Genomic DNA, 20,278 nt, shown 5'->3' on the forward strand with positions numbered 1-20,278 from the left:
GCCAGTGCCCGACAGCACCAGCGCCGCCCGGCTGCCCGTACGGCTGACCATCAACCCCCGCCAGCGCCAGCAGCCGTCGGTCGACCTGCTGACCTGGATCCACCGCCGGCCGGAGTACCGCCCGGTGGTCCGCCAGGCCGGCGGCGGCGGAGGCCGACCCGGCTTCAGCGATGCGGTGATCATCGCGGTGCTGGCCCAGGGCCTGCTGCCAGGGCTGTTCAACCTGTTGCAGTCCTGGGTCGACCAGCAGCGCACCGAGGCCAGCATCCGGATCCAGGCCGGGGACACGGAGGTGGAACTCCAGGTGAGCGGACGAACCGACTCCGCGCGCCTGCTGGCCCAGGCCACCGAGGCCCTGCGGGCCGCCCGCGAGTCCGGGTCGGGTTCCGGGCCCGGCCCGGACGCCGCCGGCTGACCCGACAGGTCCGAAAGCCCGGGTGCGGACGCCGCCGACTGAGACGACGACGTCCGACCCGGCAGGTCAGCTGGCCTTGGCGAGCGCCTCGAACTCGTCGTCGGTGAGCCGCACGTCGGCCGCGCCCACGTTCTCCTCCAGGTGCGCCACCGAGGACGTACCGGGGATGGGCAGCATCACCGGCGAGCGGCGCAGCAGCCAGGCCAGCGCGAGCTGCGCGGGCGACGCGCCGTGCGCCGTGGAGATCGCGTCCAGCGGGCCGCCCGGGCGGGCCAGCTCACCGGTGGCGATCGGGAACCACGGAATGAACGCGAGGTCATTGCGCTCGCAGTACTCCAGCACGTCCTCGGCGCTGCGGTTGGCCAGGTTGTACAGGTTCTGCACGGACGCGATCGTGGTGACCTTCCGGGACTCCTCGATCTGCGCGACGCTCACCTCGGACAACCCGATGTGCTGGATCTTGCCTTCCTGCCGCAGCAGCGCCAGCTCACCGAGCTGGTCGGCGAGCGGCACCTTCGGGTCGATCCGGTGCAGCTGGTAGAGCGGGATGCTGTCCAGGCCGAGGTGCCGCAGGCTCAGCTCACACTGCTGACGCAGGTACTCCGGGCGGCCCAACGCGCGCCAGTCGCCCGGCCCGGAACGGCTCAGCCCCGCCTTGGTCGCGATGACCAGGTCGTCGGCGTACGGGTGCAGGGCCTCACGGATCAGCAGCTCCGAGACGAACGGCCCGTACGAGTCGGCGGTGTCGATGAACGTCACGCCCAGCTCGACAGCGCGACGCAGCACCCGGACCGCCTCGGCCGGGTCCTTCGGGTCTCCCCAGACACCGGGCCCGGTGATCTGCATTGCCCCGTAGCCGAGCCGGTTGACGGTGACGTCGCCACCGATGCGGTACGTGCCGGACGCCTTCGCGGGCTGCTCACTGATGTTTGTCGCCATGGCTAGATCATCCCCTGGAAATGGACTGTGACACCGCCGGTCCGCCGACTGTGCGACCGGACACGTCACCTGTCCCACCGGTGGTTACCCGGAAGCGACAGGTACGAGCCTGGCGCACGTGCGACGCTGGCCGGAGCCGGTGCGAACCGGTGCCACGGCGGAGGGAGCACCCATGGCGGGAGTGCCGCAGGTCAACTTCGCGCTCGACACGTACGAGTGCATCGTGCTCTATCCCGGCGCGGCCGGGCGGGTCCTGCCCGCCGAGACCGTGCAACGGTTGCAGGCCGAGCACGCCGAGCACATGCAGGCGTTGCAGCGACGCGGCATCATCCTGGTCTCCGGCTCGATCGACGGGACGACCAGCAATCCCGAGCCCCCGATCGGCTTCGGGCTCGCCCGCACCGGCAGTGTCGAGGACGTCCGCAGCGTGGTGGAGGCCAACCCGGCGGTGCAGGCCGGCCTGTACCGGGTGGACGTGCTGACCTTCCTCTGCCCGGCCGGGTCCCTGGAGTTTCCGCTGGTCAAGGCCGGGAGCTGACTGGTCGGTCAATCGGCGGCTGTCGTGATGATGACGGCGTTCGGCGGCCCTTGAGTGCTACGGTCGCCCCCAGCGAGGGCCGCCGCCGGGGCGCACCCGGAGCCATCGATCGGCCCCGGTCGAGGAGTTGCCATGAGCTCCGCCACCACCGGTGATGTCGCGACGGCCGCCGCTCGACTGCGTGCCCTACTGGGCGATCGGCTGCACGAGCCGGGCGACCCCGCGTACGCCGCCACCACCCGGCTCTGGAACGGCGCGGTCCAGCGCTCGCCCGCCCTGGTCGCGCAGTGCCTGGACGCCGGCGAGGTGGCCGACGCGGTCCGCGTCGCCGCCCGCTGCCACCTGCCCCTGTCGGTGCGCTCCGGCGGGCACGACTGGGCCGGTCGGGCGCTGCGCGACGGTGGGCTGGTGCTCGACCTGACCGGGTTGCGTACCGTCCGGGTCGACCCGGACACGGCCACGGTGACCGTCGGCGGCGGCACCACGGCTGCCGAGTTGCTCGCCGCCGCCCGCCCGTACGACCTGGTGGTACCCACCGGCGTGGTCGACGCCGTGGGCATGGCCGGGCTGTCCCTCGCCGGCGGGTACGGCCCGCTGTGCGGTCGGTTCGGCCTGACAGTGGACAACCTGCTCGGCGCGGAGGTGGTCCTCGCCGACGGCCGCCGGGTCACCGCCGACGCCCGGCACGACGCCGAGTTGTACTGGGCGCTGCGCGGCGGCGGCGGAAACCTCGGCATCGTGACCGAGCTGCGCTTCCGGGCGCACCGACTGCCCGGGGTGCTGGCCGGCATGATCATGTTCCCGTTGCCTGAGGCGCCGGACGTGCTGCGCGGCTACGGCGCGCTGGTCGCCGAGGCCCCGGACGAGCTGACCGTGATGACCGGTTTCCTGCCCGGCCCCGCCGGCGAACCGGTGATCTTCATCTGCCCCTTCTACAGCGGCCCGGACCTGGACGCCGGGCTGCCGTGGATGAGCCGACTGCGCGCCCTGGGCACCCCGCTCGTCGACCAGATCGCCCCGATGCCGTACGCGGACGCGTTGCGGATGTTCGACGGCGGAATGGTCGACGGCAACCACTACCTGCTGCGTACCCGCTGGCTCCCCGCGCTCACCGACAGTGCCGTGGACGTGCTCGTCCACGCCGCGCGGCAGGTCAGCTCGCCGTTCTCCGCGCTGGCCGTGCACCACTTCCACGGTGCGGCCACCCGGGTCCGGCTCGCCGACACGGCGTTCGGGTTGCGCGCCGACCACCTGCTCACCGAGATCATCGCGGTCTGGGCGCCCGGCGAGCGGGCCGAGCCGCACCGGGAATGGGCCGAGCGCACCTCGGCGCAGCTCGCCCCGCACGCTCTGCCCGGCGGTTACCCCAACCTGCTCGCCCCGGAGGAGACCGATCGGGTGCGGCTCGCGTACGGCGCGAACTGGCCCCGGCTGCGCCGGGCCAAGCACCGCTACGACCCGCGTGAGCTGCTCACCGCTGTGCCCACCCTGCCGCCGTCGGCGCACTGATGGCAGGCCGCCGCCGGGAGCACCCCGACAGCGCACGTCACCGGAGGCGTACGATTCCCGGCGCGCGGTCGCTGTTGCCCGTCGCCACAACGTTCCCGGTGTGGTTCCGCCCGCCGGCCCGACGCGCGCCGCGCGTCGTTGGACACATGTTCCCCTGCCTGCAATGGGTCGGTCCCGAGTCCGACCTGAAGGAGAGACTAGCCTGATGGGCGTGACACGCCGCGCGAAGATCGTCTGCACTCTTGGTCCCGCCACCTCGTCCCCGGAGCGCATCCGCGGTCTCGTCGAGGCCGGCATGAACGTGGCGAGGCTCAACTTCAGCCACGGCAGCCACGCCGACCACGAGGCGGTCTATCGACTGGTCCGGGAGGCGTCCGAGGCGGCAGGTAAGCCGGTGGCCGTCCTCGCCGACCTCCAGGGCCCCAAGATCCGGCTCGGCAAGTTCGCCGACGGCCCGCACGAGTGGCGCACCGGCGACTCGGTTGTGATCACCGGCGACGACATCCTCGGCACCAAGGAGCGGGTCTCCTGCACCTACACCAAGCTGCCGCACGAGGTGAAGCCCGGCGACCGGCTGCTGATCGACGACGGTCGGGTCGCCGTCGAGGTCAGCGACGTCACCGGCAACGACATCCGCTGCCTCGTCACCGAGGGCGGCCCGGTCTCCAACAACAAGGGCGTCTCGCTGCCCAACGTGGCGGTCAGCGTCCCCGCGATGTCGGACAAGGACGCCGAGGACCTGCGTTTCGCCCTCGGGCTCGGCGTCGACCTGGTCGCGCTCTCGTTCGTCCGCTCCGCGGAGGACATCAAGCTCGTGCACGGGATCATGGCCGAGGAGGGCGTGTTCCGCCCGGTGCTGGCCAAGGTCGAGAAGCCGGAGGCGGTGGAGCACCTCGAAGCTATCGTGCTGGCCTTCGACGGCGTCATGGTCGCCCGCGGTGACCTCGGTGTCGAGATGCCACTGGACCAGGTCCCCCTGGTCCAGAAGCGCGCCGTGCAGCTGTGCCGGGAAAACGCCAAGCCGGTCATCGTGGCCACCCAGATGCTCGACTCCATGATCGAGAACTCCCGCCCCACCCGCGCGGAGGCCTCCGACGTCGCCAACGCGGTGCTCGACGGCGCGGACGCGGTGATGCTCTCCGGCGAGACCAGCGTCGGCAAGTACCCGGTGCTGACCGTCAGCACCATGGCCAAGATCGTGACGACCACCGAGTCCGGCTCGATCGGCGTTCCCCGCCTGCAGCACGACCCGCGTACCCACGGTGGCGCGCTCACCGTCGCCGCCTCGTCGATCGCCCGGGCCATCAACGCCAAGGCGCTCGTCGCCTTCTCGCAGACCGGCGACACTGTCCGACGGCTGTCCCGCCTGCACTGCGACCTGCCGCTGCTGGCCTTCACGCCGGTCCCCGAGGTGCGCGACCAGCTCGCCCTCACCTGGGGCGTGGAGACCTTCCTGATGCCGTTCGTGCAGCACACCGACGACATGTTCCGTCAGGTCGACCAGGCGCTGCTCGGCCTCAACCGGGCCAACCCCGGTGACTACGTGGTGATCGTGGCGGGCAGCCCGCCCGGCACCCCCGGCTCGACCAACACGCTGCGCGTACACCAGCTCGGTTCGCTGGTCGACGCGGCGTCGGCGCGGGCGCTGCAGTGAGCGACGGTCGGGTCGCGGTCGGCCAAGCCGCCGTGGACCAGCTCCTGGAAGTGCTGGACCTCGACCCGACCGGCGAGATGACCTTCCGGGGGATGAGCCCCCCGGTCGGTCCACAACGGGTGTACGGCGGCCAGGTTGCCGGTCAGGCCCTGGTCGCCGCCGGCCGCACCGTCGACCCGGAGCGGTTCGTGCACTCCCTGCACGGCTACTTCGTCCGCCCCGGCGACCCGGTCGAACCGATCGAGTACCAGGTGGAGAACATCCGCGACGGACGGTCGTTCTCGGTGCGCCGCTCGGTCGCCCTCCAACACGGCAAGCCGATCTTCTTCATGTCGGCGTCCTTCCAGCGGGCCGAGGAAGGTCTGGACCACCAGGTCACCGCCCCGCTGGACGTACCCATGCCGCAGGACGTGCCGACGATGTCGGACCGGCTCGCCCGCTACCCGGAGCGGCTCGGCATCTGGGGTCAGATCCCGCGGCCGATCGACGTGCGCTACGTGGGGGAGCCCGGCTGGGTGCGCCCCGGCGACCGGCCCGCCGACCCGCACCAACGGGTCTGGATGCGTATCGACGGCAAACTGCCCGACGATCCGCTGCTGCACGCCTGCGCGCTCACCTACGCCTCGGACCTCACCCTGCTCGACTCGGTGCTCTCCGCGCACGGCGAGGTGTGGGGGCCCGGCGGGTTGGTCGGCGCGAGCCTGGACCACGCCCTGTGGTTCCACCGGCCGTTCCGTGCCGACGAGTGGTTCCTCTACGACTGCTTGAGCCCGTCGGCGTCCGGGGCCCGCGGGCTGGCCACCGGCCGGATGTTCACCACCGACGGCCAGCAGATCGCCAGCGCCGTCCAGGAGGGTCTGCTCCGCCGCGTCGGCGCCTGACGCTGTCGATCATCCCCGCCAGGCCGCTGGCGGGGATGACGAGGGTCAGCCCTGGTAGATCGCCTCGCCGGCGATCTCGATCTGCACCGTCTTGCCGACCAGCACCCCGCCGCTCTCCAGGACGACGTTCCAGAGCAGGCCGTAGTCCTCGCGGTTGATCTCGGCCGTCGCGCTGAACCCGAAAATGTTCTGCCCGTACGGATCCTGACGTGCGCCGCCGAAATTCACCTCCAGGTCGACAGCCCGGGTGATGCCCTTCACCGTCAACTCGCCGGTGAGGACGAATCGTCCGGGCGCGCCCTCGGACTGCGGCGGAACAACGTGACTCCGGCCTCGCCCGCCCAGCCGATGGTTGCGCAGACGAGCCCACTGGAATATGGGGTTGTCGTTGCCCTGCCAGGTGATGCCGGTGCTTCGATATTCGAGGGTCGGATAGCGCTCCACGTCCAGGAAGTCGGCGCTCTTGAGATGGGTGTCCCGGTCGACGCTCCCGGTGGTGATGCTGGCCGTCATGATGGTCGCCGTCACCGAGGATAGCAGCGGGTCCTCCGCCACGAAGACCTGCGCGGTGGCCTCGGCGAACTCACCGCGTACCGGGCTCACCATCATGTGCCGGGACAGGAAACCGATCCGCTTGTGCGCCTGATCGAGAAGATAGGTGCCGGCCACCGGGATGGTCATGCCATCCCAGGTACGTGTCGCGGTATCGGTCATCGTGGTGCCTTCCCCCCGAGGGTGCCCGGGCGTTTATCAATATGTGCCGGCGGTTGGGTAAACAGCCGGACAGTCGTACTCCCGCCCAGCATAGGGACGCTCCGGAACGGCTATTCGGCAGCCACCTTGTCGTGGATCATGACGCACTTCACTCGTCCTCTCCGAGGAGCGCCAATTCGCGGATTTCCGTCGATGCGTGTCCGATCGGCCGAGGGTCGCCCGCCCGCCCGGACGACCAACGGCTAACCTTGCCGGCATGCGTCTCTCCGCCCGGGTCGACTACGCCCTCCGCGCGGCCGCCGAGCTCGCCGCGACGGCCAGTGGTCCGGGACGCGGCCGGCCGGTCACGGCCGACCAGATCGCCCGAGCCCAGGAGATCCCGCCGAAGTTCCTGGAGAGCATCCTGCTCCAGCTACGCCGTGGCGGCATCGTGCACGCCCAGCGGGGCCCGGAAGGCGGCTACTGGCTGGCCCGCCCCGCCGAGGAGATCTCCCTCGCCGAGGTCATCCGGGTGATCGACGGGCCCCTCGCGCACGTACGCGGGCAGCGCCCCGAACAACTCGGCTACCACGGCCCGGCCCGCGCGCTCCAGGAAGTCTGGATCGCCTTGCGAGCGAGCGAGCGCGAAATCCTCGAACTGGTCAGCGTCGCCGACGTCGCCGCGGGCACCCTGCCCGCGCGGGTCACCGAGCTGGTCGCCGACCCGCGCGCCTGGACCTGAGCGCTCGCCAGCCACACGCCGTGCGTCGGCGCTAGCGCGTCGTGGCGGGCGACGCCGCCGCGCTTACGATGTCCTGGCCTGCCGGTGTCCTGGCCTGCCGTGTCGTGGCCTGCCGTGTCGTGGCCCTGCGGTGTCGTGTCGCGCTCCGACGTGCTGGCCACCTGGGCCAGCCGGCAGCGCCCCCGGCCCCTGCTGTCCGCGCCCCGCGATCCGGTCGCCTACCTCAAGGCGATCCTCGAAGACGTCCTCACCGGCCCCGACGCGCCACCGAACCCGGCCGCCCGCCACGCTGGCCACCGGCGCGCGGCCGTGACCACCGGCGCGCGGCCGTGACCACCGACGCCGAGACCCGGCGGGCCGACCGTAGGGCACCGCGATGACCGGCAGCGCAGGCGGGCCAAGCCCTTCACCGAGCATGGTGAACTCATAGGCAACGACGGCAGTCCGGCGTGCGGCTGGTTATCGCTGTCGCCGACTCGGCCGCAAAGCCGCTCACCATAGCGCCTGTAATGCCTACACGTTCGGTGCCATAAGTAGTTAGCGAGACAGAAGGAGGTCGGGTGGGCGCTGATCGAGAAGAGCACGCGCTATTCACACGGGTGTTCTCGTCGAGCTGGCCGATCAATGGCGTGCTCAGCGGGTACGGCCGGTGACCGTACCCATGGCTGAAACCATCGACGTGGGAGCAACCGACGGGGAGTTCGATGCAGTCGGACTAGCCCAGGACTTGCGGCGAGCGTTCGCGGCGCTATCTGAGCCGGACCGGGAGGTTCTCCGACTGGTCACCTGGGAGGAACTTGATCTGTCAGCAACAGCTCAAGTCCTGGGGTGCAGCCGGACAGCGGCCGCAGTCCGGCTGTATCGGGCCCGGCAGCGGCTGGCGCGGCTGATGGGCACCACGACGACAACGGCGAACAGGGTCTTGCTGCCAGCACGTGGAGGCACACGATGAAACTAGACAACAACCAGCTCAAGCGACTCGATCCTGCTGGCGAAATCACAGAATGGCCGCCACCGCCTGACCTCCATTGGCCAACGGTGCCCAATCGCCGGTCACCGGCAAACAGGGGCTGGACGCGTCGGGCAGTGTTGGGCACGGTCGCTGCCGGTGCCACCGCTCTCGCTGGTGGCCTTGTGGTCGCGCAAGTCGCCGGGCCCACCGGACCCGCACTGGCAGCTACCCCGCCCCCGCTTCAACTGCAGTACGACACAAATGCCCCCGTCGCTCGAGACGCTCTGCTGAAGTTAGCCTCGGCGATTCAGTCTCAATCTCCCGGAACTGAGCAGGGCAGCGGTCGGTTCAGTTTTGTGCAGGTGGGCCAGTGGTCACTTGACATGTCCTCCTCAGAGAAGGAGGGCACCGTGGTGGCGGTGGCCCCCCAAGTGATCTCCACTTGGCGCGCTTCCGACGGCTCCGGCAAGGTTGTCACTGTCTCCCTCGATCGTCTCGCCGTCGATGACCGGCCGGACGCTCATGCGTTGATGACGGCAGCAGCGCAAGCGGGCGGGGAAAGCCAGACATTCGGGCCAGGAGAGCTGGCCGCGGTCGTGGACGGTGCCATTCCCCAGGATGTCGACGGCTTGGCCGCGGCACTGTACGCCCACCAGCCACGCGAGAAGGGTGGTCAATCGGCGGTGCGGGCAGTCGCAGATCTGTACCGGACCACCTCCGTCGACCGCCAAACACGCATCACGGCGTTGAAGTTTCTCGCCAGCACCAACGGAGTGCTCCTGCGCGGTGAGGTGACCGACAGGCTTGGTCGCAGTGGTCTCGCCGTGAGCGTGGACTCCACCGACGGCAGCACCCGGGACCTTCTGGTATTCGACCAGAGCAGCGGGTGGCTACTGGCTTATGAGTCGATGTTGCTCAAGAAGCCCGCGAAACTTCCGGTTAAGGCCCCGGCGGTGTTTTCCTACCTGCTCTACCTCGAACAGGGCCGACGGCCTGGCATGGCCTGACAACGAGGCAGGGAGGGGCACCCACTGGGTGCCCCTCCCTGCTGCCAATCGCGGGCTAGCAGCTGAACCAGACGTGGTCGGCCATGTTGCGGTACGGGACGTTGCTGATCGCATCCTTAAGAGTGTCCGTGAAGAAGAGGTGTTCGTCGTTGCCGTGACCTCCGGTGGTGTGGTTCTGGTACTCAACCCACCCGTCCGGCATGTTCTGTGCCACCGACTCGGTGCGGTCGCTCCACCCGAAGTCCTGCAGGTCCTGCCAGCCGCAGTCGCTGAGCTGTCCCCGCGGATAGGTGTAGTTGACCCCATCGAAGAAACAGAACCAACCTCCAGTGCACCTGTTGCTCAAGGCTGACCACCGGCCGCCACGGCCGTTAGTATCTGGCGCTGGTTTCGCCTGCTGCCGAATCTTGCCGGGGACAGACAAGCACGCCCTCCCGGCCACAGCAGGCCCGGCTGACGTCGGGCAGATCCCGACGGACGGTGGCCACCAGTTCGGACTGCCGGTTCAAGCCGTCGACATGAGCGGTGATCGGGCCGCCTCTTCCGTTCAGGTGTCGCCGCGGCGGCAGGCCAACTCGCGGTCACCATCAAACCCGCGGCCCGACGACGATTAACCGCGGTTAATCAGCGACACGAGCTGACCGGGCTCTGTGGTCGCGTCTCGGCTTGGCGTGTCGCGTCGTGCTCGGCTGCGCCGTCCCGCCCACCGCACGGAGCTGGCACATCCTCGATGCCCGTCTCCTGTTGCGCGGGTTTCGCCGTCCACGCACGGCCCCGGCGCACCGTCCGGCACCAGCGGTCTTGGCAGTGCACCGCCGGCGCACCCGCGACCGCCAGCGTCGGAGATCTCGGACAGTTTCCGTTCGCGCTGGACGGAAACTGTCCAAGATCTCGTCGTGCCGGCACGTCCGGCGGCCCCGAGGCAGCGGAAACGCCGTGCCTGCGGCGCGTCGCGCGGTTGGCCCGAGGAGGCGCGCCACGCGGTGGCGTCCCATCCACCGATCGGGGGCTTGACCCTGGCTGCCCCGTGCCGCATTGTCGACCAAGTCGATAGGAGATACCGAAAAGTCAGGGGGCGCTCGTGCGCAAGCTACTGGTCCTCGCTCTGGTCGGGCTCGTCGCGCAGTTGATCGATGGTTCGCTCGGCATGGCGTACGGGTTGACCTCGTCGACGCTGCTGCTGGTCGCCGGAGTCGCCCCGGCCGCCGCCTCCGCGTCGGTGCACCTGGCCGAGATCGGCACCACGCTCGCCGCCGGGGTCGCGCACTGGCGGTTCGGCAACGTCGACTGGCGCGTGGTGACCCGCATCGCCCTGCCCGGCGCGATCGGTGCCTTCGCCGGCGCCACAGTGCTCAGCTCGATCTCCACCGAAGCCGCCGCGCCCTGGATGGCCGGCATTCTCTTCACACTCGGTGCGTACCTGCTGATCCGCTTCGCCCGCCCCTTGCGCACCGATCGGGTCGGCGGGCGGCTGCGCGGTCGCTTCCTCGGCCCGCTGGGCCTGGTCGCGGGCTTCGTCGACGCGACCGGCGGCGGCGGGTGGGGCCCGGTGGCCACGCCGGCGCTGCTGGTCTCCGGCCGGATGGAACCCCGCAAGGTGATCGGCTCGGTGGACACCGCCGAGTTCGTCGTGGCCGGCGCGGCCAGCGTCGGTTTCCTGATCGGGCTGGGCACCGAAGGGTTCCTGCTCCCCACCGTCGCCGCGCTGCTGGTCGGTGGGCTCATCGCCGCCCCGCTGGCCGCCTGGCTGGTACGGATCGTGCCTGCCCAACTGCTCGGCGCGGCGGTCGGCGGTGTGATCGTGCTGACCAACGCACGCACCCTGATCCGCTCCGCCGAACTGGACGGCCCGGCCCGCCCCACCGTGTACGCCCTCCTGGCCATCGGCTGGCTTGCCGCCCTGGTGCTGGCCGTGCGAGCCCTGCGCCGCACCCGACGGGCGCGCGCCGAGGCCGCCCAGGCCGCGGACTCTTCCACCGCGCCCGCTCCGGCCCCCCTCGTCGGCGCCACCGCCGCCGTCGCGGTTCCGGCCGAATTGACCCCGACGGGTACGCCCAACCCGCGCTGAACCCGCCCCGACAGCCTGTCCGCCGGCCCGACCGACGGCCGTCCGTACCAGCGCCCGGGGCGCCGTGCTCCGTGCGCCGTGCGCCGTGCTCCGCGCCCCGCGCCCCGCGCCCCAAGCCCCAAGCCCCAAGCCCCAAGCCCCAAGCCCCAAGCCCCAAGCCCCAAGCCCCAAGCCCCGCGCGCTGCGCCCCGCGCATCGCAAGATCGCGCACATCCAGGATGTAGTGGCATCCCGTGGCTTCGTGGCCACTACATCCTGGATCGAGCGTGACTTGGACCGGTGCGGGTGTTGTGCCCAGCTCCCGGTTGGCCCGCGGGGGAGCGGGTCAGGGGGTGAGGAGGTCCATGGCCGTGGTGGCGAGCAGGGCCCAGGCGTCGTCGATGTGCGTTTCGGTGGTCTGCGGGGAGCCGATGGCCATCCGCAGCGTGTAGCGGCCGGCGACCCGGGTGTGCGTCAGGTGTACGCGTCCGGTGGCGTTCACCGAGGCCAGCAGTGCGGCGTTGACGTCGTCGTCGGCGCGCAACCGGAAGCAGACCAGCGCGAACGGGTGCGCCGCCGCCAACTCGAACCGGTCGTCGGCGCGCACCTGGTCGGCGAACCGTTCGGCGAGCCGCACGCCGGAGCGGATGTGTGCCTGCAACCCGTCGGCGCCGTACCAGCGCAGGACGAACCACAGTTTCAGGGCCCGGAAGCGTCGACCCAGTGGCACCTGCCAGTCGCGGTAGTCGATCACCGCTCCGGTGTCGGAGGCCGCGTTGCGCAGGAATTCCGGCAGCACTGTCAGGGCTTCGATCAGCTCGGCGCGGTCGGCCACCCAGAACGCGTCGCAGTCGAAGCCGGTGAGCAGCCACTTGTGCGGGTCGAAGCAGTACGAGTCGGCGTACTCGAGACCGGCGTGTGACCACCGTAGTTCGGGGCAGACGGCGGCGGCGCCCGCGTACGCGGCGTCGACGTGCAGCCAGATCCCGTACTCCGCGCAGACGGCCCCGATCTCCGGTATCGGGTCGACGGCGGTGGTGGAGGTGGTGCCGATGGTGGCCACCACGATGGCCGGTACGTCCCCGGCGGCCAGGTCGGCTTCGATGGCGGCGCGGAGCGCGGCGGGCAGCATCGCCTGGGTGTCCGGGTCGACGTCGATGGCGCGGACCCCGTCGCTGCCCAGCCCGGCGATCCGGGCGGCCTTCTCGATGGAGGAGTGCCCGTGGGTGGAGGTGTAGGCGCGGTAGCGCCGGTCGATGCCGGTGTCGCGCCAGCGGCCTCCGCTGGCCCGGTGCAGTGCGGCGAGGGTGGCCACCAGGGTCGCGGAGGAGGCGGAGTCCTGGATGACGCCACCGCCGGTGCCGGTGGAGCGGAACCGCTGTGGCAGGTCCAGTAGGTGCGCCAGCCAGTCCATCAGCACCGTCTCCAACTCGGTGCTGGCGGGGCTGCTGGCCCAGAGCATGCCCTGCACGCCGAGCCCGGAGCTGACCAGGTCGCCGAGCACGCTGGGGCCGGAGGTGTTGGCCGGGAAGTAGCCGAAGAAGCTGGGGTGCTGCCAGTGGGTCAGTCCCGGTACGACGATCGCGTCCAGGTCGGCGAGGACCGCCTCGACCGGTTCGCCGCCGGTGGTGGGTGGCGTGGTGGGGAGGGCGGCGGCGACGGTGCCGGGCGGGTCGGACGGGGCGACCGGCAGTTGCCCGACTGTCGCCCAGTAGTCGGCGATCCAGTCGACGACGGCGTGGCCGGCGCGGCGGAATTCGTCGGGGTCCATGTGCGGGGCGGTCACCTCAACGAGTTGATCAGGCATCGATCGTCGGCGCAAGACCCGGCATGGAGACGACGGGCATCGATATTGCGGAGCGGAAAGCGCTTGCCCTACGATGCGGCTTGAGTCGGATCCGTGAGTTCCAGGGCGTTCACCCCCGATCAGATCGCCGTCGGCCGCCGCCGCGGCCGGGCCGATCCACTGTGCTTCCCGGGCAGGGCCAGTGGGCCACAGCGGTCATCACCGGATCCCCGGAGGCACTCCATGCACCAGTCCAGACATCGGCTGATCCTGCTCGCCGGCACCACGGCCGTCGCCGTCGTGGCCGGCACCCTCGCCACGGTCACCGCCTCGGCCGCCGCCGTCGGCTGCCGCGTCGACTACCAGATCACGAACCAGTGGCAGGGCGGCTTCGGTGCCAACGTCGCCGTCACCAACCTCGGCGACCCGGTGAACGGGTGGGCCCTCACCTGGTCGTACGCCGCCGGCCAACAGGTCACCCAGGCGTGGAACGCCGTCGTCACCCAGTCCGGTGCCCAGCTCACCGCCCGCAACGTCGACCACAACGCGAGCCTGGCCACGAACGGCTCCGCCTCGTTCGGGTTCAACGGTTCGTGGACCGGCAGCAACCCCGTGCCGAGCAGCTTCGCGCTCAACGGCACCGTCTGCACCGGCGCCCCGCCCACCGGTGAGCCCACCACACCACCTCCGACCACACCACCGCCCACCACGCCGCCGCCGACCAGCGGGGGGCTGCAGATGGAGAACCTGGACCGGGGGCTGATCAGTGTCCGCTCCGGCGGCGGCAACCTGGTCTCCTGGCGGCTGCTCGGCACCGAGACCTCCGCTGTGTCGTTCAACCTGTACCGGGGCTCCACCAGGGTCAACGCCAGCCCGATCACCGGTGCCACCAACTACCTCGACAGCGGAGCGGCGGCCGGCTCGGCGTACACCGTGCGGGCCGTTGTCGGCGGCGTCGAGCAGGCGGCGTCGGCACCGGCGTTGCAGTTCGGCGCGGGTTACCTGGACGTGCCGTTGCAGGTCCCCGCCGGCGGCAGCACGCCCAGCGGCGAGAGCTACACCTACAGCGCCAACGACGCCTCGGTCGGTGACCTCAACGGCGACGGCACCTACGAGGTCGTGCTGAAGTGGGATCCGTCGAACGCCAAGGACAACTCCCAGTCCGGCTACACCGGCAACGTCTACGTCGACGCGTACACACTCGCCGGCACCCGGCTGTGGCGCATCGACCTGGGCCGCAACATCCGGGCCGGCGCCCACTACACGCAGTTCCAGGTGTACGACTACGACGGTGACGGCCGCGCGGAGGTGGCCATGAAGACCGCCGACGGCACCCGTTCCGGCACCGGTCAGCTCATCGGGTCGTCGTCGGCGGACTACCGCAACTCCAGCGGTTACGTGCTCAGCGGCCCGGAGTACCTGACCATGTTCAACGGCCAGACCGGCGCGATCCTCTCCACCGTCACCTACGACCCGCCGCGTGGCACGGTGTCGTCCTGGGGTGACTCGTACGGCAACCGGGTGGACCGGTTCCTCGCCGGCACCGCTTACTTGGACGGGCAGCGCCCCTCGCTGATCATGGCTCGGGGTTACTACACCCGCGCGGTGATCGCGGCCTGGGACTTCCGCAACGGCACGCTGACCAAGCGGTGGACGTTCGACTCGAACTCCTCCGGTAACGGCGCCGCCGCCGGACAGGGCAACCACCAGCTCTCCGTGGCCGACGTCGACGGTGACGGCCGTCAGGAGATCGTGTACGGCGCGGCCACCGTCGACGACAACGGGCGGCTGTTGCACTCCACCGGCAACGGGCACGGTGACGCCCTGCACGTCGGGGACCTCGACCCGAGCCGCTCCGGCCTGGAGGTGTTCAAGGTCGACGAGGACGGCAGCAAGCCCAGCTCCTACTTCGCCGACGCCCGTACCGGTCAGGTGCTCTGGTCCACGCCGGCCTCGGGGGACAACGGCCGGGGTGTCTCGGCGGACATCTGGGCGGGCAGCCCGGGCGCGGAGTCGTGGTCGTCGGCGGCCTCCGGGCTGGCCAACACCAGGGGGCAGAACATCGGGCGTAAGCCGTCGTCGGCGAACTTCCTCGCCTGGTGGGACGGCGACCCGGTGCGGGAACTGCTCGACGGCACGAAGATCGACAAGTACGGCACCGGCGGCGAGACCCGGCTGCTCGACGGCAGCGGGGTGGCCTCCAACAACGGCACCAAGTCCACGCCGGCGCTCTCCGGCGACATCCTCGGCGACTGGCGTGAGGAGGTGATCTGGCGGACCACCGACAGCCGGGCGTTGCGCATCTACAGCACACCCACCCCGACCAGCGTCCGGCTCTACACCCTGATGCACGACCCGCAGTATCGGGTGGCCATCGCCTGGCAGAACACGGCGTACAACCAACCGCCGCACCCGGGGTTCTTCATCGGCAACGGGATGGCCAGCACCCCACCCACGCCGAACATCCACCTACGCTGATCTGACCCCTGGTGGTCCCGGACGGGGTCGCCTAGGGTGGCAGGCACCGGGCCGCAGCCGCGGAATCCGCTCAGCTCCGGCCCGGTGCGCCACACCGCGGCATTCTCGACCCGTCCCGACCGAGAGTGCCGTACCACCACCGGAACCAACATTAGGCACCGTCCGGGTCGGCGGGGTGACGCTGACGTGAAGATCGTGTTTCACGCCGTCCGGTGCAGACCGCCCGCCACCTGCTCGGCGATCAGCTCGTACGACCGCACCCGGTCCTTCACGTCGTACACCAACGTGGTCAGCATCAGCTCGTCCGCGCCGGTGCGCTCCACCAGCTCGGTCAGCTGCCGGCTCACCGTCTCCGGCGAGCCCATCGCCTGACCGTCACGGCGTTGCAGCACGAACTCCCTCTCGAACTCGGAGTACGGGTACGCCGCCGCCTCGTCGGGCGTCGACAGCGGCTCGGGCTTCCCGGAGCGCAGCTTCAGGAACGACAACGCGCTCGGCCCGGCCAGCCACTCGGCCCGCTCGTCGGTCTCCGCGCACACCGCGTTGACCGCCACCATCGCGTACGGCTTGTCCAACCACTGCGACGGCCGGAAGTGCTGCCGGTACAGGGCCAGCGCCGGCAGGGTGTTCCCCGAGCTGAAGTGGTGCGCGAACGAGAACGGCAGACCGAGCAGACCGGCGAGTTGGGCGCTGAACCCGCTGGAGCCCAGCAGCCACACGGCCGGTTGGGCGCCCTGGCCCGGCATGGCGATGATCTGCCCCGGCTTCTCGCCGCTGAAGTAGTTCATCAGGTCCGCCAGCTCGCGGGGGAAGTGCTCCGCGGACAGGCCCTCCATGGTGCGGCGCAACGCCAGCGCCGTCACCTGGTCGGTGCCCGGTGCCCGGCCGATGCCCAGGTCGATCCGACCCGGGTGCAGCGCCTCCAGGGTGCCGAACTGCTCGGCCACCACCAGCGGCGCGTGGTTGGGCAGCATCACACCGCCCGAACCGAGGCGGATCGTCGAGGTGTTCGCGGCCAGGTGAGCCAGCAGCACCGCCGGAGCCGAGCTGGCGATCGCCGGCATGTTGTGGTGCTCGGCCACCCAGAACCGGCGGTAGCCCAACTCCTCGGTGCGTCGCGCCAGCTCGGTGGTGGCCTCCAGGGCCGCGCCGACAGTGGTGCCCTTGGCGACCGGGGCAAGATCAAGAACAGACAACGGTACGGTGATCACACGGTGTGCCAACTCCCCGGCCTGCCCGTTCATTCCGACCGACGCTCAACCCACCCCACGCGCCTGCTCGAAGATCAGGCTGGTCTGGGTGTGCTGCACCACCGGGTCGACCGCCAGATGGTCCAGCACGAAGTCCCGCAACGCGTCACCGGACGCCGCCCGTACGTGCAGCACGTAGTCGTCCGCGCCGGCCACGTGGAACACCGACACCACCCCCGGCAGTCGCACCGACCGGGCCCGGAACGCGTCCACCGCCGCCCGCTCGTGCGCGGTCAGCCGCACCGACACCAACGCCTGCAACGGCAGACCGAGCGCGGCCGGATCCACCTCGGCGTGGAAACCACGGATCGCGCCCCGTTCGCGCAGCGCCCGGGTGCGGGTCAGGCACGTCGACGGCGCCACCCCCACCCGTTCGGCGAGGGCATTGTTCGGCAGGCGACCATCCGCGGCCAGTTCGGTGAGGATCGCGCGGTCCACCTCGTCCAGGGCCGGATACGGCCGCACATCGTTCGGCTCAGGAGGCATTGCGCCATCCTCGCCCGAATCCATCAGCGAAACCAAGCCACTTGACAGAATGATCTGCCGAACCATTGCCTGTTCATTGGTAGATGTTCGACGCTACTGGCATGACGACGGTGGACACCCGGGCCGTACACGCCGGCCGCGACGACCTGCGCGCCCTCGGTGTGCACGTACCGCCCATCGACCTCTCCACCACCAACCCGCTGCCCTCGGTCGACGACGGCGGTGCCGCGTACGAGCAGCTCGCCACCGGCGGCACCCTCTCCGCCGACGGCAGCGCCGTCTACCAGCGGCTCTGGAACCCCACCGTCGCCCGCTTCGAAACCGCCCTCGCCGAACTGGAGGGCACCGCGCAGGCCGTCGCCTTCGCCAGCGGCATGGCCGCCCTCACCGCCACGCTGCTCGCCGCCGCCCGCGACGACCGCCGGCACGTCGTCGCCGTCCGCCCCCTCTACGGCGGAACCGACCACGTCCTCGCCACCGGCCTGCTCGGCACCACCGTCACCTGGGCGCGCCCCGACGAGGTCGCCGCCGCCGTCCGACCCGACACCGCGCTGGTCATCGTCGAGACGCCCGCCAACCCCACAGTCGACCTGGTCGACATCGCCGCCCTCGCCGCCGCGGCCGGCGATATCCCGCTGCTGGTCGACAACACCGTCGCCACCCCCGTGCTGCAACAACCCGCCCGGCACGGCGCCACCCTCGTCCTGCACAGCGCCACCAAGAGCATCGGCGGGCACGGCGACGTGCTCGCCGGCGTCGTCGCCTGCGACGCCGACTGGGCCGCGCGTCTCCGGCAGGTCCGCGCGGTCACCGGCGCGATCCTGCACCCGCTCGGGGGCTACCTGCTGCACCGCGGCCTGCAAACCCTGCCGCTGCGGGTCCGCGCCCAACAGGCCACCGCCGAGAAACTCGCCGGCTGGCTCGCCGACCACCCCGCCGTACACCGGGTGCACCACCCCTCGGTGGACGACCCGGCGGCGCTGGTCGGCCGCCAGATGGCCGGACCCGGCAGCCTGCTCGCCTTCGAGGTACGCGGCGGCGCACCCGCCGCGGCGACCGTCGCCGGCTCCTGCCACCTCATCACCCACGCGGTGTCGCTCGGCGGCGTCGACACCCTCATCCAGCACCCGGCGTCGCTCACCCACCGGCCCGTCGAGGGCGACGCGAAACCCGGCGCCGACCTGCTGCGCCTCTCGGTCGGCCTCGAAGACCCCGAGGACCTGCGCGCCGACCTCGCCCAGGCCCTCGACACGATCGCCTGATCAGCGCAGCTCGCGGTTGCCCAACACGCGCGTCGGCGAACCCTCCCGAGCCACCCGCAGCATCGCCCGACCGATCCCATCTGTCGTGGTGACGTGATTCGGCAGCAGCCGCCGCAACACCGGGAACAGCGGACGCGTCACCGCGTACCCGATCCGGTACGCCCGGGTCCGCGACACCGCCCCGTAGGTCGGCTGGATGAAACCCGGACGCGCCGCGTACCCGTTGGGCAACAACTCCATGATCGCGTTCTCGGTGCGGCCCTTGACCCGCGCCCACATGACCCGACCCTGCCCGGTCGAGTCGGTGCCGACCCCCGAGACGTAGACGAACGTGACCTGCGGACTCACCTCGGCCAGCAACCGCGCCGCGGCGAGGGGGTAGTCGTAACTCACCCGGGTGTACGCGGCCTCGTCCAGACCCAGCGAGGACACGCCCAGGCAGTAGAAACACGCGTCCACGCCGGTCAGGTCGGCGCGCACCGACGCCAACTCGCCCACGTCCGCAACCGTCAGCTCCCGCAGCTTCGGATCCCGCTGACCGGTCGGCCTGCGGCCGACGGTGAGCACCTCCCGCACGTCCTCGGCGAGCAGCGCCTCCCGCAACACGCCCTGGCCGACCATGCCGGTCGCACCGAAGATCGCCACCCGCATCAGCACCCACCCCTGTCGTCGATCACCCGACTCATCTTCCTTGACGGCGGCGACCGCCCTACCGGCGCGCCGGCGTCGGTCAGGACTTCGGGCCGACGTGCCGGTCCAGTGTGGCGACCGCGTCACGCCGGGCCACCGACAGCGAGTTGCGCCGGTTCATCCGCCAGGCGACGCCGAGCAGGTCGAGGCCCCACTGGCAGAGCCCCATGATGTCGGCCGACTCGTTGACGAACATGTAGCGCGGGTAGACGTACGCCTTGCCGCGCATCGTCACCCGGTTGGCTGTTCGGCAGCCGTCGGAGTGGAAGAGCCCGCGCAGGAAGTCGCCGGGATGAGCTTCGAGGATCGGCCGTTGCCAGTCGGCCAGGACGATCGGTCGCTCGTGCTTCCTGCCCGGACCGTGCTGTGGCAGCAGGCACGGCCAGTGGCTGCCGTAACTCTGCACGCCGACGCAACCGCGCTTCTGGACCCGCTGCACCTTCGACGCCAGAACGGCGCGCATGGCGACGTCGCACGCCTCGATCAACCCGGGCCACTCATCGGAGCAGTAGATGCGCAACACGGGGACGCGTGCCGTCGTCACCAGGTGGCCGTCGCCCAGGTAGAGACCGAGCAGGTAGGCGTAGGCGGCGGGGTCGGTCGGATTCCGGACATCCGGCCGGCACCGGAAGCACCGGAGTTCCGTGCCGCGCTGCACCGGCTCGGGCCGATCGACGCACCAGTGCCAGACAGTGCTGTATGGCACGGAGAGCGTGCGAGCCACAGCGTGGATGGGGTGTCCGTGAGCGCGTAGGGCGCGAGCGCGCGCCCGCATCTGCGGTGGATGCACGCCCACATCATCGAACACGTGTATGACAAAGTGCCGGGAGCGGGATTCGAACCCGCAAGCCCTTTCGGGCAGAAGTGTTTGAGACTTCCGTGTATGCCGTTCCACCATCCCGGCGGGTGGCGCTTACTGTACCCGACTACTCTCATGCGGGAGCATGGG

Annotated in this window: 20 protein-coding genes and 1 tRNA gene; 12 read left to right on the forward strand and 9 right to left on the reverse strand. The window is 70.7% G+C overall.

Going from position 1 to position 20,278, the window contains the following annotated elements; translation table 11 throughout:
* Positions 1-4: 4 nt before the first annotated feature.
* A complete protein-coding gene (locus O3438_RS31545; RefSeq protein ID WP_269683146.1) occupies positions 5-415 on the forward strand; it encodes an effector-associated constant component EACC1 in 411 nt (136 codons plus the stop codon).
* 66 nt (positions 416-481) lie between these two features.
* Here O3438_RS31545 and O3438_RS31550 read toward each other — a convergent pair whose 3' ends face one another.
* Complete coding sequence (locus tag O3438_RS31550; protein WP_269683147.1) at positions 482-1,354, reverse strand: aldo/keto reductase; 873 nt, start codon at positions 1,352-1,354, stop codon at positions 482-484.
* Between the two features lie 172 nt (positions 1,355-1,526).
* Between O3438_RS31550 and O3438_RS31555 the strand changes: the two genes are divergently transcribed.
* From O3438_RS31555 to O3438_RS31570, 4 genes are all read left to right on the forward strand, one after another.
* Complete coding sequence (locus tag O3438_RS31555; RefSeq protein ID WP_088988492.1) at positions 1,527-1,892, forward strand: YciI family protein; 366 nt, start codon at positions 1,527-1,529, stop codon at positions 1,890-1,892.
* Positions 1,893-2,024: 132 nt separating this feature from the next.
* The gene (locus tag O3438_RS31560; protein WP_269683148.1) at positions 2,025-3,401 is read left to right on the forward strand and encodes an FAD-binding oxidoreductase; all 1,377 of its coding nucleotides are present in this window, start codon (positions 2,025-2,027) and stop codon (positions 3,399-3,401) included.
* 205 nt (positions 3,402-3,606) lie between these two features.
* Positions 3,607-5,055 carry a pyruvate kinase gene (gene pyk, locus O3438_RS31565; protein WP_269683149.1) on the forward strand — a complete coding sequence of 483 codons (1,449 nt, stop codon included), beginning with the start codon at positions 3,607-3,609 and terminating at the stop codon, positions 5,053-5,055.
* Entirely contained in the window at positions 5,052-5,936 is an 885-nt protein-coding gene (locus O3438_RS31570) for an acyl-CoA thioesterase (protein WP_269683150.1), read from the forward strand. Before pyk ends, O3438_RS31570 begins: the two co-directional genes overlap by 4 nt.
* Before the next feature lie 45 nt (positions 5,937-5,981).
* Here the strand turns inward: O3438_RS31570 and O3438_RS31575 are convergent, their stop codons facing one another.
* A complete protein-coding gene (locus tag O3438_RS31575; RefSeq protein WP_269683151.1) occupies positions 5,982-6,617 on the reverse strand; it encodes a YceI family protein in 636 nt (211 codons plus the stop codon).
* 289 nt (positions 6,618-6,906) lie between these two features.
* Between O3438_RS31575 and O3438_RS31580 the strand changes: the two genes are divergently transcribed.
* The 4 genes from O3438_RS31580 (at position 6,907) to O3438_RS31595 (ending at position 9,330) form a co-directional block, all read left to right on the forward strand.
* Positions 6,907-7,371: an RrF2 family transcriptional regulator gene (locus tag O3438_RS31580; RefSeq protein ID WP_088988497.1), complete on the forward strand. Its 465-nt coding sequence runs from the start codon at positions 6,907-6,909 to the stop codon at positions 7,369-7,371.
* Between the two features lie 135 nt (positions 7,372-7,506).
* Positions 7,507-7,704 (forward strand): hypothetical protein, encoded by a 198-nt coding sequence (locus tag O3438_RS31585; RefSeq protein ID WP_269683152.1) that lies wholly within the window; start codon positions 7,507-7,509, stop codon positions 7,702-7,704.
* A gap of 328 nt (positions 7,705-8,032) precedes the next feature.
* On the forward strand, positions 8,033-8,323 hold the full coding sequence (locus O3438_RS31590; protein WP_269683153.1) for an RNA polymerase sigma factor: 291 nt from the start codon (positions 8,033-8,035) through the stop codon (positions 8,321-8,323).
* On the forward strand, positions 8,320-9,330 hold the full coding sequence (locus O3438_RS31595; protein ID WP_269683154.1) for a CU044_5270 family protein: 1,011 nt from the start codon (positions 8,320-8,322) through the stop codon (positions 9,328-9,330). The genes O3438_RS31590 and O3438_RS31595 overlap by 4 nt, the downstream gene beginning before the upstream one ends.
* 55 nt (positions 9,331-9,385) lie before the next feature.
* On the opposite strand, the gene O3438_RS31600 is transcribed toward O3438_RS31595, so the two are convergent.
* Positions 9,386-9,676: a hypothetical protein gene (locus O3438_RS31600; protein ID WP_269683155.1), complete on the reverse strand. Its 291-nt coding sequence runs from the start codon at positions 9,674-9,676 to the stop codon at positions 9,386-9,388.
* A 735-nt stretch (positions 9,677-10,411) separates the two neighbouring features.
* Between O3438_RS31600 and O3438_RS31605 the strand changes: the two genes are divergently transcribed.
* Positions 10,412-11,398 carry a sulfite exporter TauE/SafE family protein gene (locus tag O3438_RS31605; RefSeq protein WP_269683156.1) on the forward strand — a complete coding sequence of 329 codons (987 nt, stop codon included), beginning with the start codon at positions 10,412-10,414 and terminating at the stop codon, positions 11,396-11,398.
* A 325-nt stretch (positions 11,399-11,723) separates the two neighbouring features.
* Here O3438_RS31605 and O3438_RS31610 read toward each other — a convergent pair whose 3' ends face one another.
* Positions 11,724-13,148 (reverse strand): pyridoxal-dependent decarboxylase, encoded by a 1,425-nt coding sequence (locus tag O3438_RS31610; protein ID WP_269683157.1) that lies wholly within the window; start codon positions 13,146-13,148, stop codon positions 11,724-11,726.
* A gap of 258 nt (positions 13,149-13,406) precedes the next feature.
* Here O3438_RS31610 and O3438_RS31615 point away from each other — a divergent pair, with 258 nt between their 5' ends.
* Positions 13,407-15,641 (forward strand): rhamnogalacturonan lyase family protein, encoded by a 2,235-nt coding sequence (locus O3438_RS31615; protein ID WP_269683158.1) that lies wholly within the window; start codon positions 13,407-13,409, stop codon positions 15,639-15,641.
* Positions 15,642-15,841: 200 nt separating this feature from the next.
* Here the strand turns inward: O3438_RS31615 and O3438_RS31620 are convergent, their stop codons facing one another.
* Together O3438_RS31620 and O3438_RS31625 are read right to left on the reverse strand one after the other, a co-directional pair.
* Positions 15,842-16,885 (reverse strand): LLM class flavin-dependent oxidoreductase, encoded by a 1,044-nt coding sequence (locus O3438_RS31620; protein ID WP_269683159.1) that lies wholly within the window; start codon positions 16,883-16,885, stop codon positions 15,842-15,844.
* A gap of 12 nt (positions 16,886-16,897) precedes the next feature.
* Complete coding sequence (locus tag O3438_RS31625; RefSeq protein WP_088988500.1) at positions 16,898-17,377, reverse strand: Lrp/AsnC family transcriptional regulator; 480 nt, start codon at positions 17,375-17,377, stop codon at positions 16,898-16,900.
* An 83-nt stretch (positions 17,378-17,460) separates the two neighbouring features.
* On the opposite strand from O3438_RS31625, the gene O3438_RS31630 reads away from it, so the two are divergent.
* Entirely contained in the window at positions 17,461-18,639 is a 1,179-nt protein-coding gene (locus tag O3438_RS31630) for a trans-sulfuration enzyme family protein (protein WP_269683160.1), read from the forward strand.
* Here the strand turns inward: O3438_RS31630 and O3438_RS31635 are convergent, their stop codons facing one another.
* The 3 genes from O3438_RS31635 to O3438_RS31645 all read right to left on the reverse strand — a co-directional run bounded on the left by O3438_RS31635 (position 18,640) and on the right by O3438_RS31645 (position 20,233).
* Positions 18,640-19,290, reverse strand: a complete 651-nt coding sequence (locus O3438_RS31635; protein ID WP_269683161.1) for an epimerase — start codon at positions 19,288-19,290, stop codon at positions 18,640-18,642. It abuts the gene before it with no gap.
* A 79-nt stretch (positions 19,291-19,369) separates the two neighbouring features.
* Positions 19,370-20,035 carry a transcriptional regulator gene (locus tag O3438_RS31640; protein ID WP_269683162.1) on the reverse strand — a complete coding sequence of 222 codons (666 nt, stop codon included), beginning with the start codon at positions 20,033-20,035 and terminating at the stop codon, positions 19,370-19,372.
* A gap of 115 nt (positions 20,036-20,150) precedes the next feature.
* A tRNA-Leu gene (locus tag O3438_RS31645) sits at positions 20,151-20,233 on the reverse strand.
* Positions 20,234-20,278 lie beyond the last annotated feature (45 nt).

The organism is Micromonospora sp. WMMC250 (assembly GCF_027460215.1).
Lineage (GTDB): Bacteria > Actinomycetota > Actinomycetes > Mycobacteriales > Micromonosporaceae > Micromonospora > Micromonospora taraxaci.

Bases quoted from the DNA above. Each gene is read 5' to 3' on its own strand.
- O3438_RS31550 (WP_269683147.1), bottom strand. From the start codon at position 1,354: ATGGCGACAAACATCAGTGAGCAGCCCGCGAAGGCGTCCGGCACGTAC.
- O3438_RS31555 (WP_088988492.1), top strand. From the start codon at position 1,527: ATGGCGGGAGTGCCGCAGGTCAACTTCGCGCTCGACACGTACGAGTGC.
- O3438_RS31560 (WP_269683148.1), top strand. From the start codon at position 2,025: ATGAGCTCCGCCACCACCGGTGATGTCGCGACGGCCGCCGCTCGACTG.
- pyk (WP_269683149.1), top strand. From the start codon at position 3,607: ATGGGCGTGACACGCCGCGCGAAGATCGTCTGCACTCTTGGTCCCGCC.
- O3438_RS31575 (WP_269683151.1), bottom strand. From the start codon at position 6,617: ATGACCATCCCGGTGGCCGGCACCTATCTTCTCGATCAGGCGCACAAG.
- O3438_RS31580 (WP_088988497.1), top strand. From the start codon at position 6,907: ATGCGTCTCTCCGCCCGGGTCGACTACGCCCTCCGCGCGGCCGCCGAG.
- O3438_RS31590 (WP_269683153.1), top strand. From the start codon at position 8,033: ATGGCTGAAACCATCGACGTGGGAGCAACCGACGGGGAGTTCGATGCA.
- O3438_RS31595 (WP_269683154.1), top strand. From the start codon at position 8,320: ATGAAACTAGACAACAACCAGCTCAAGCGACTCGATCCTGCTGGCGAA.
- O3438_RS31610 (WP_269683157.1), bottom strand. From the start codon at position 13,148: ATGGACCCCGACGAATTCCGCCGCGCCGGCCACGCCGTCGTCGACTGG.
- O3438_RS31615 (WP_269683158.1), top strand. From the start codon at position 13,407: ATGCACCAGTCCAGACATCGGCTGATCCTGCTCGCCGGCACCACGGCC.
- O3438_RS31620 (WP_269683159.1), bottom strand. From the start codon at position 16,885: ATGAACGGGCAGGCCGGGGAGTTGGCACACCGTGTGATCACCGTACCG.
- O3438_RS31625 (WP_088988500.1), bottom strand. From the start codon at position 17,377: ATGCCTCCTGAGCCGAACGATGTGCGGCCGTATCCGGCCCTGGACGAG.
- O3438_RS31630 (WP_269683160.1), top strand. From the start codon at position 17,461: ATGTTCGACGCTACTGGCATGACGACGGTGGACACCCGGGCCGTACAC.
- O3438_RS31635 (WP_269683161.1), bottom strand. From the start codon at position 19,290: ATGCGGGTGGCGATCTTCGGTGCGACCGGCATGGTCGGCCAGGGCGTG.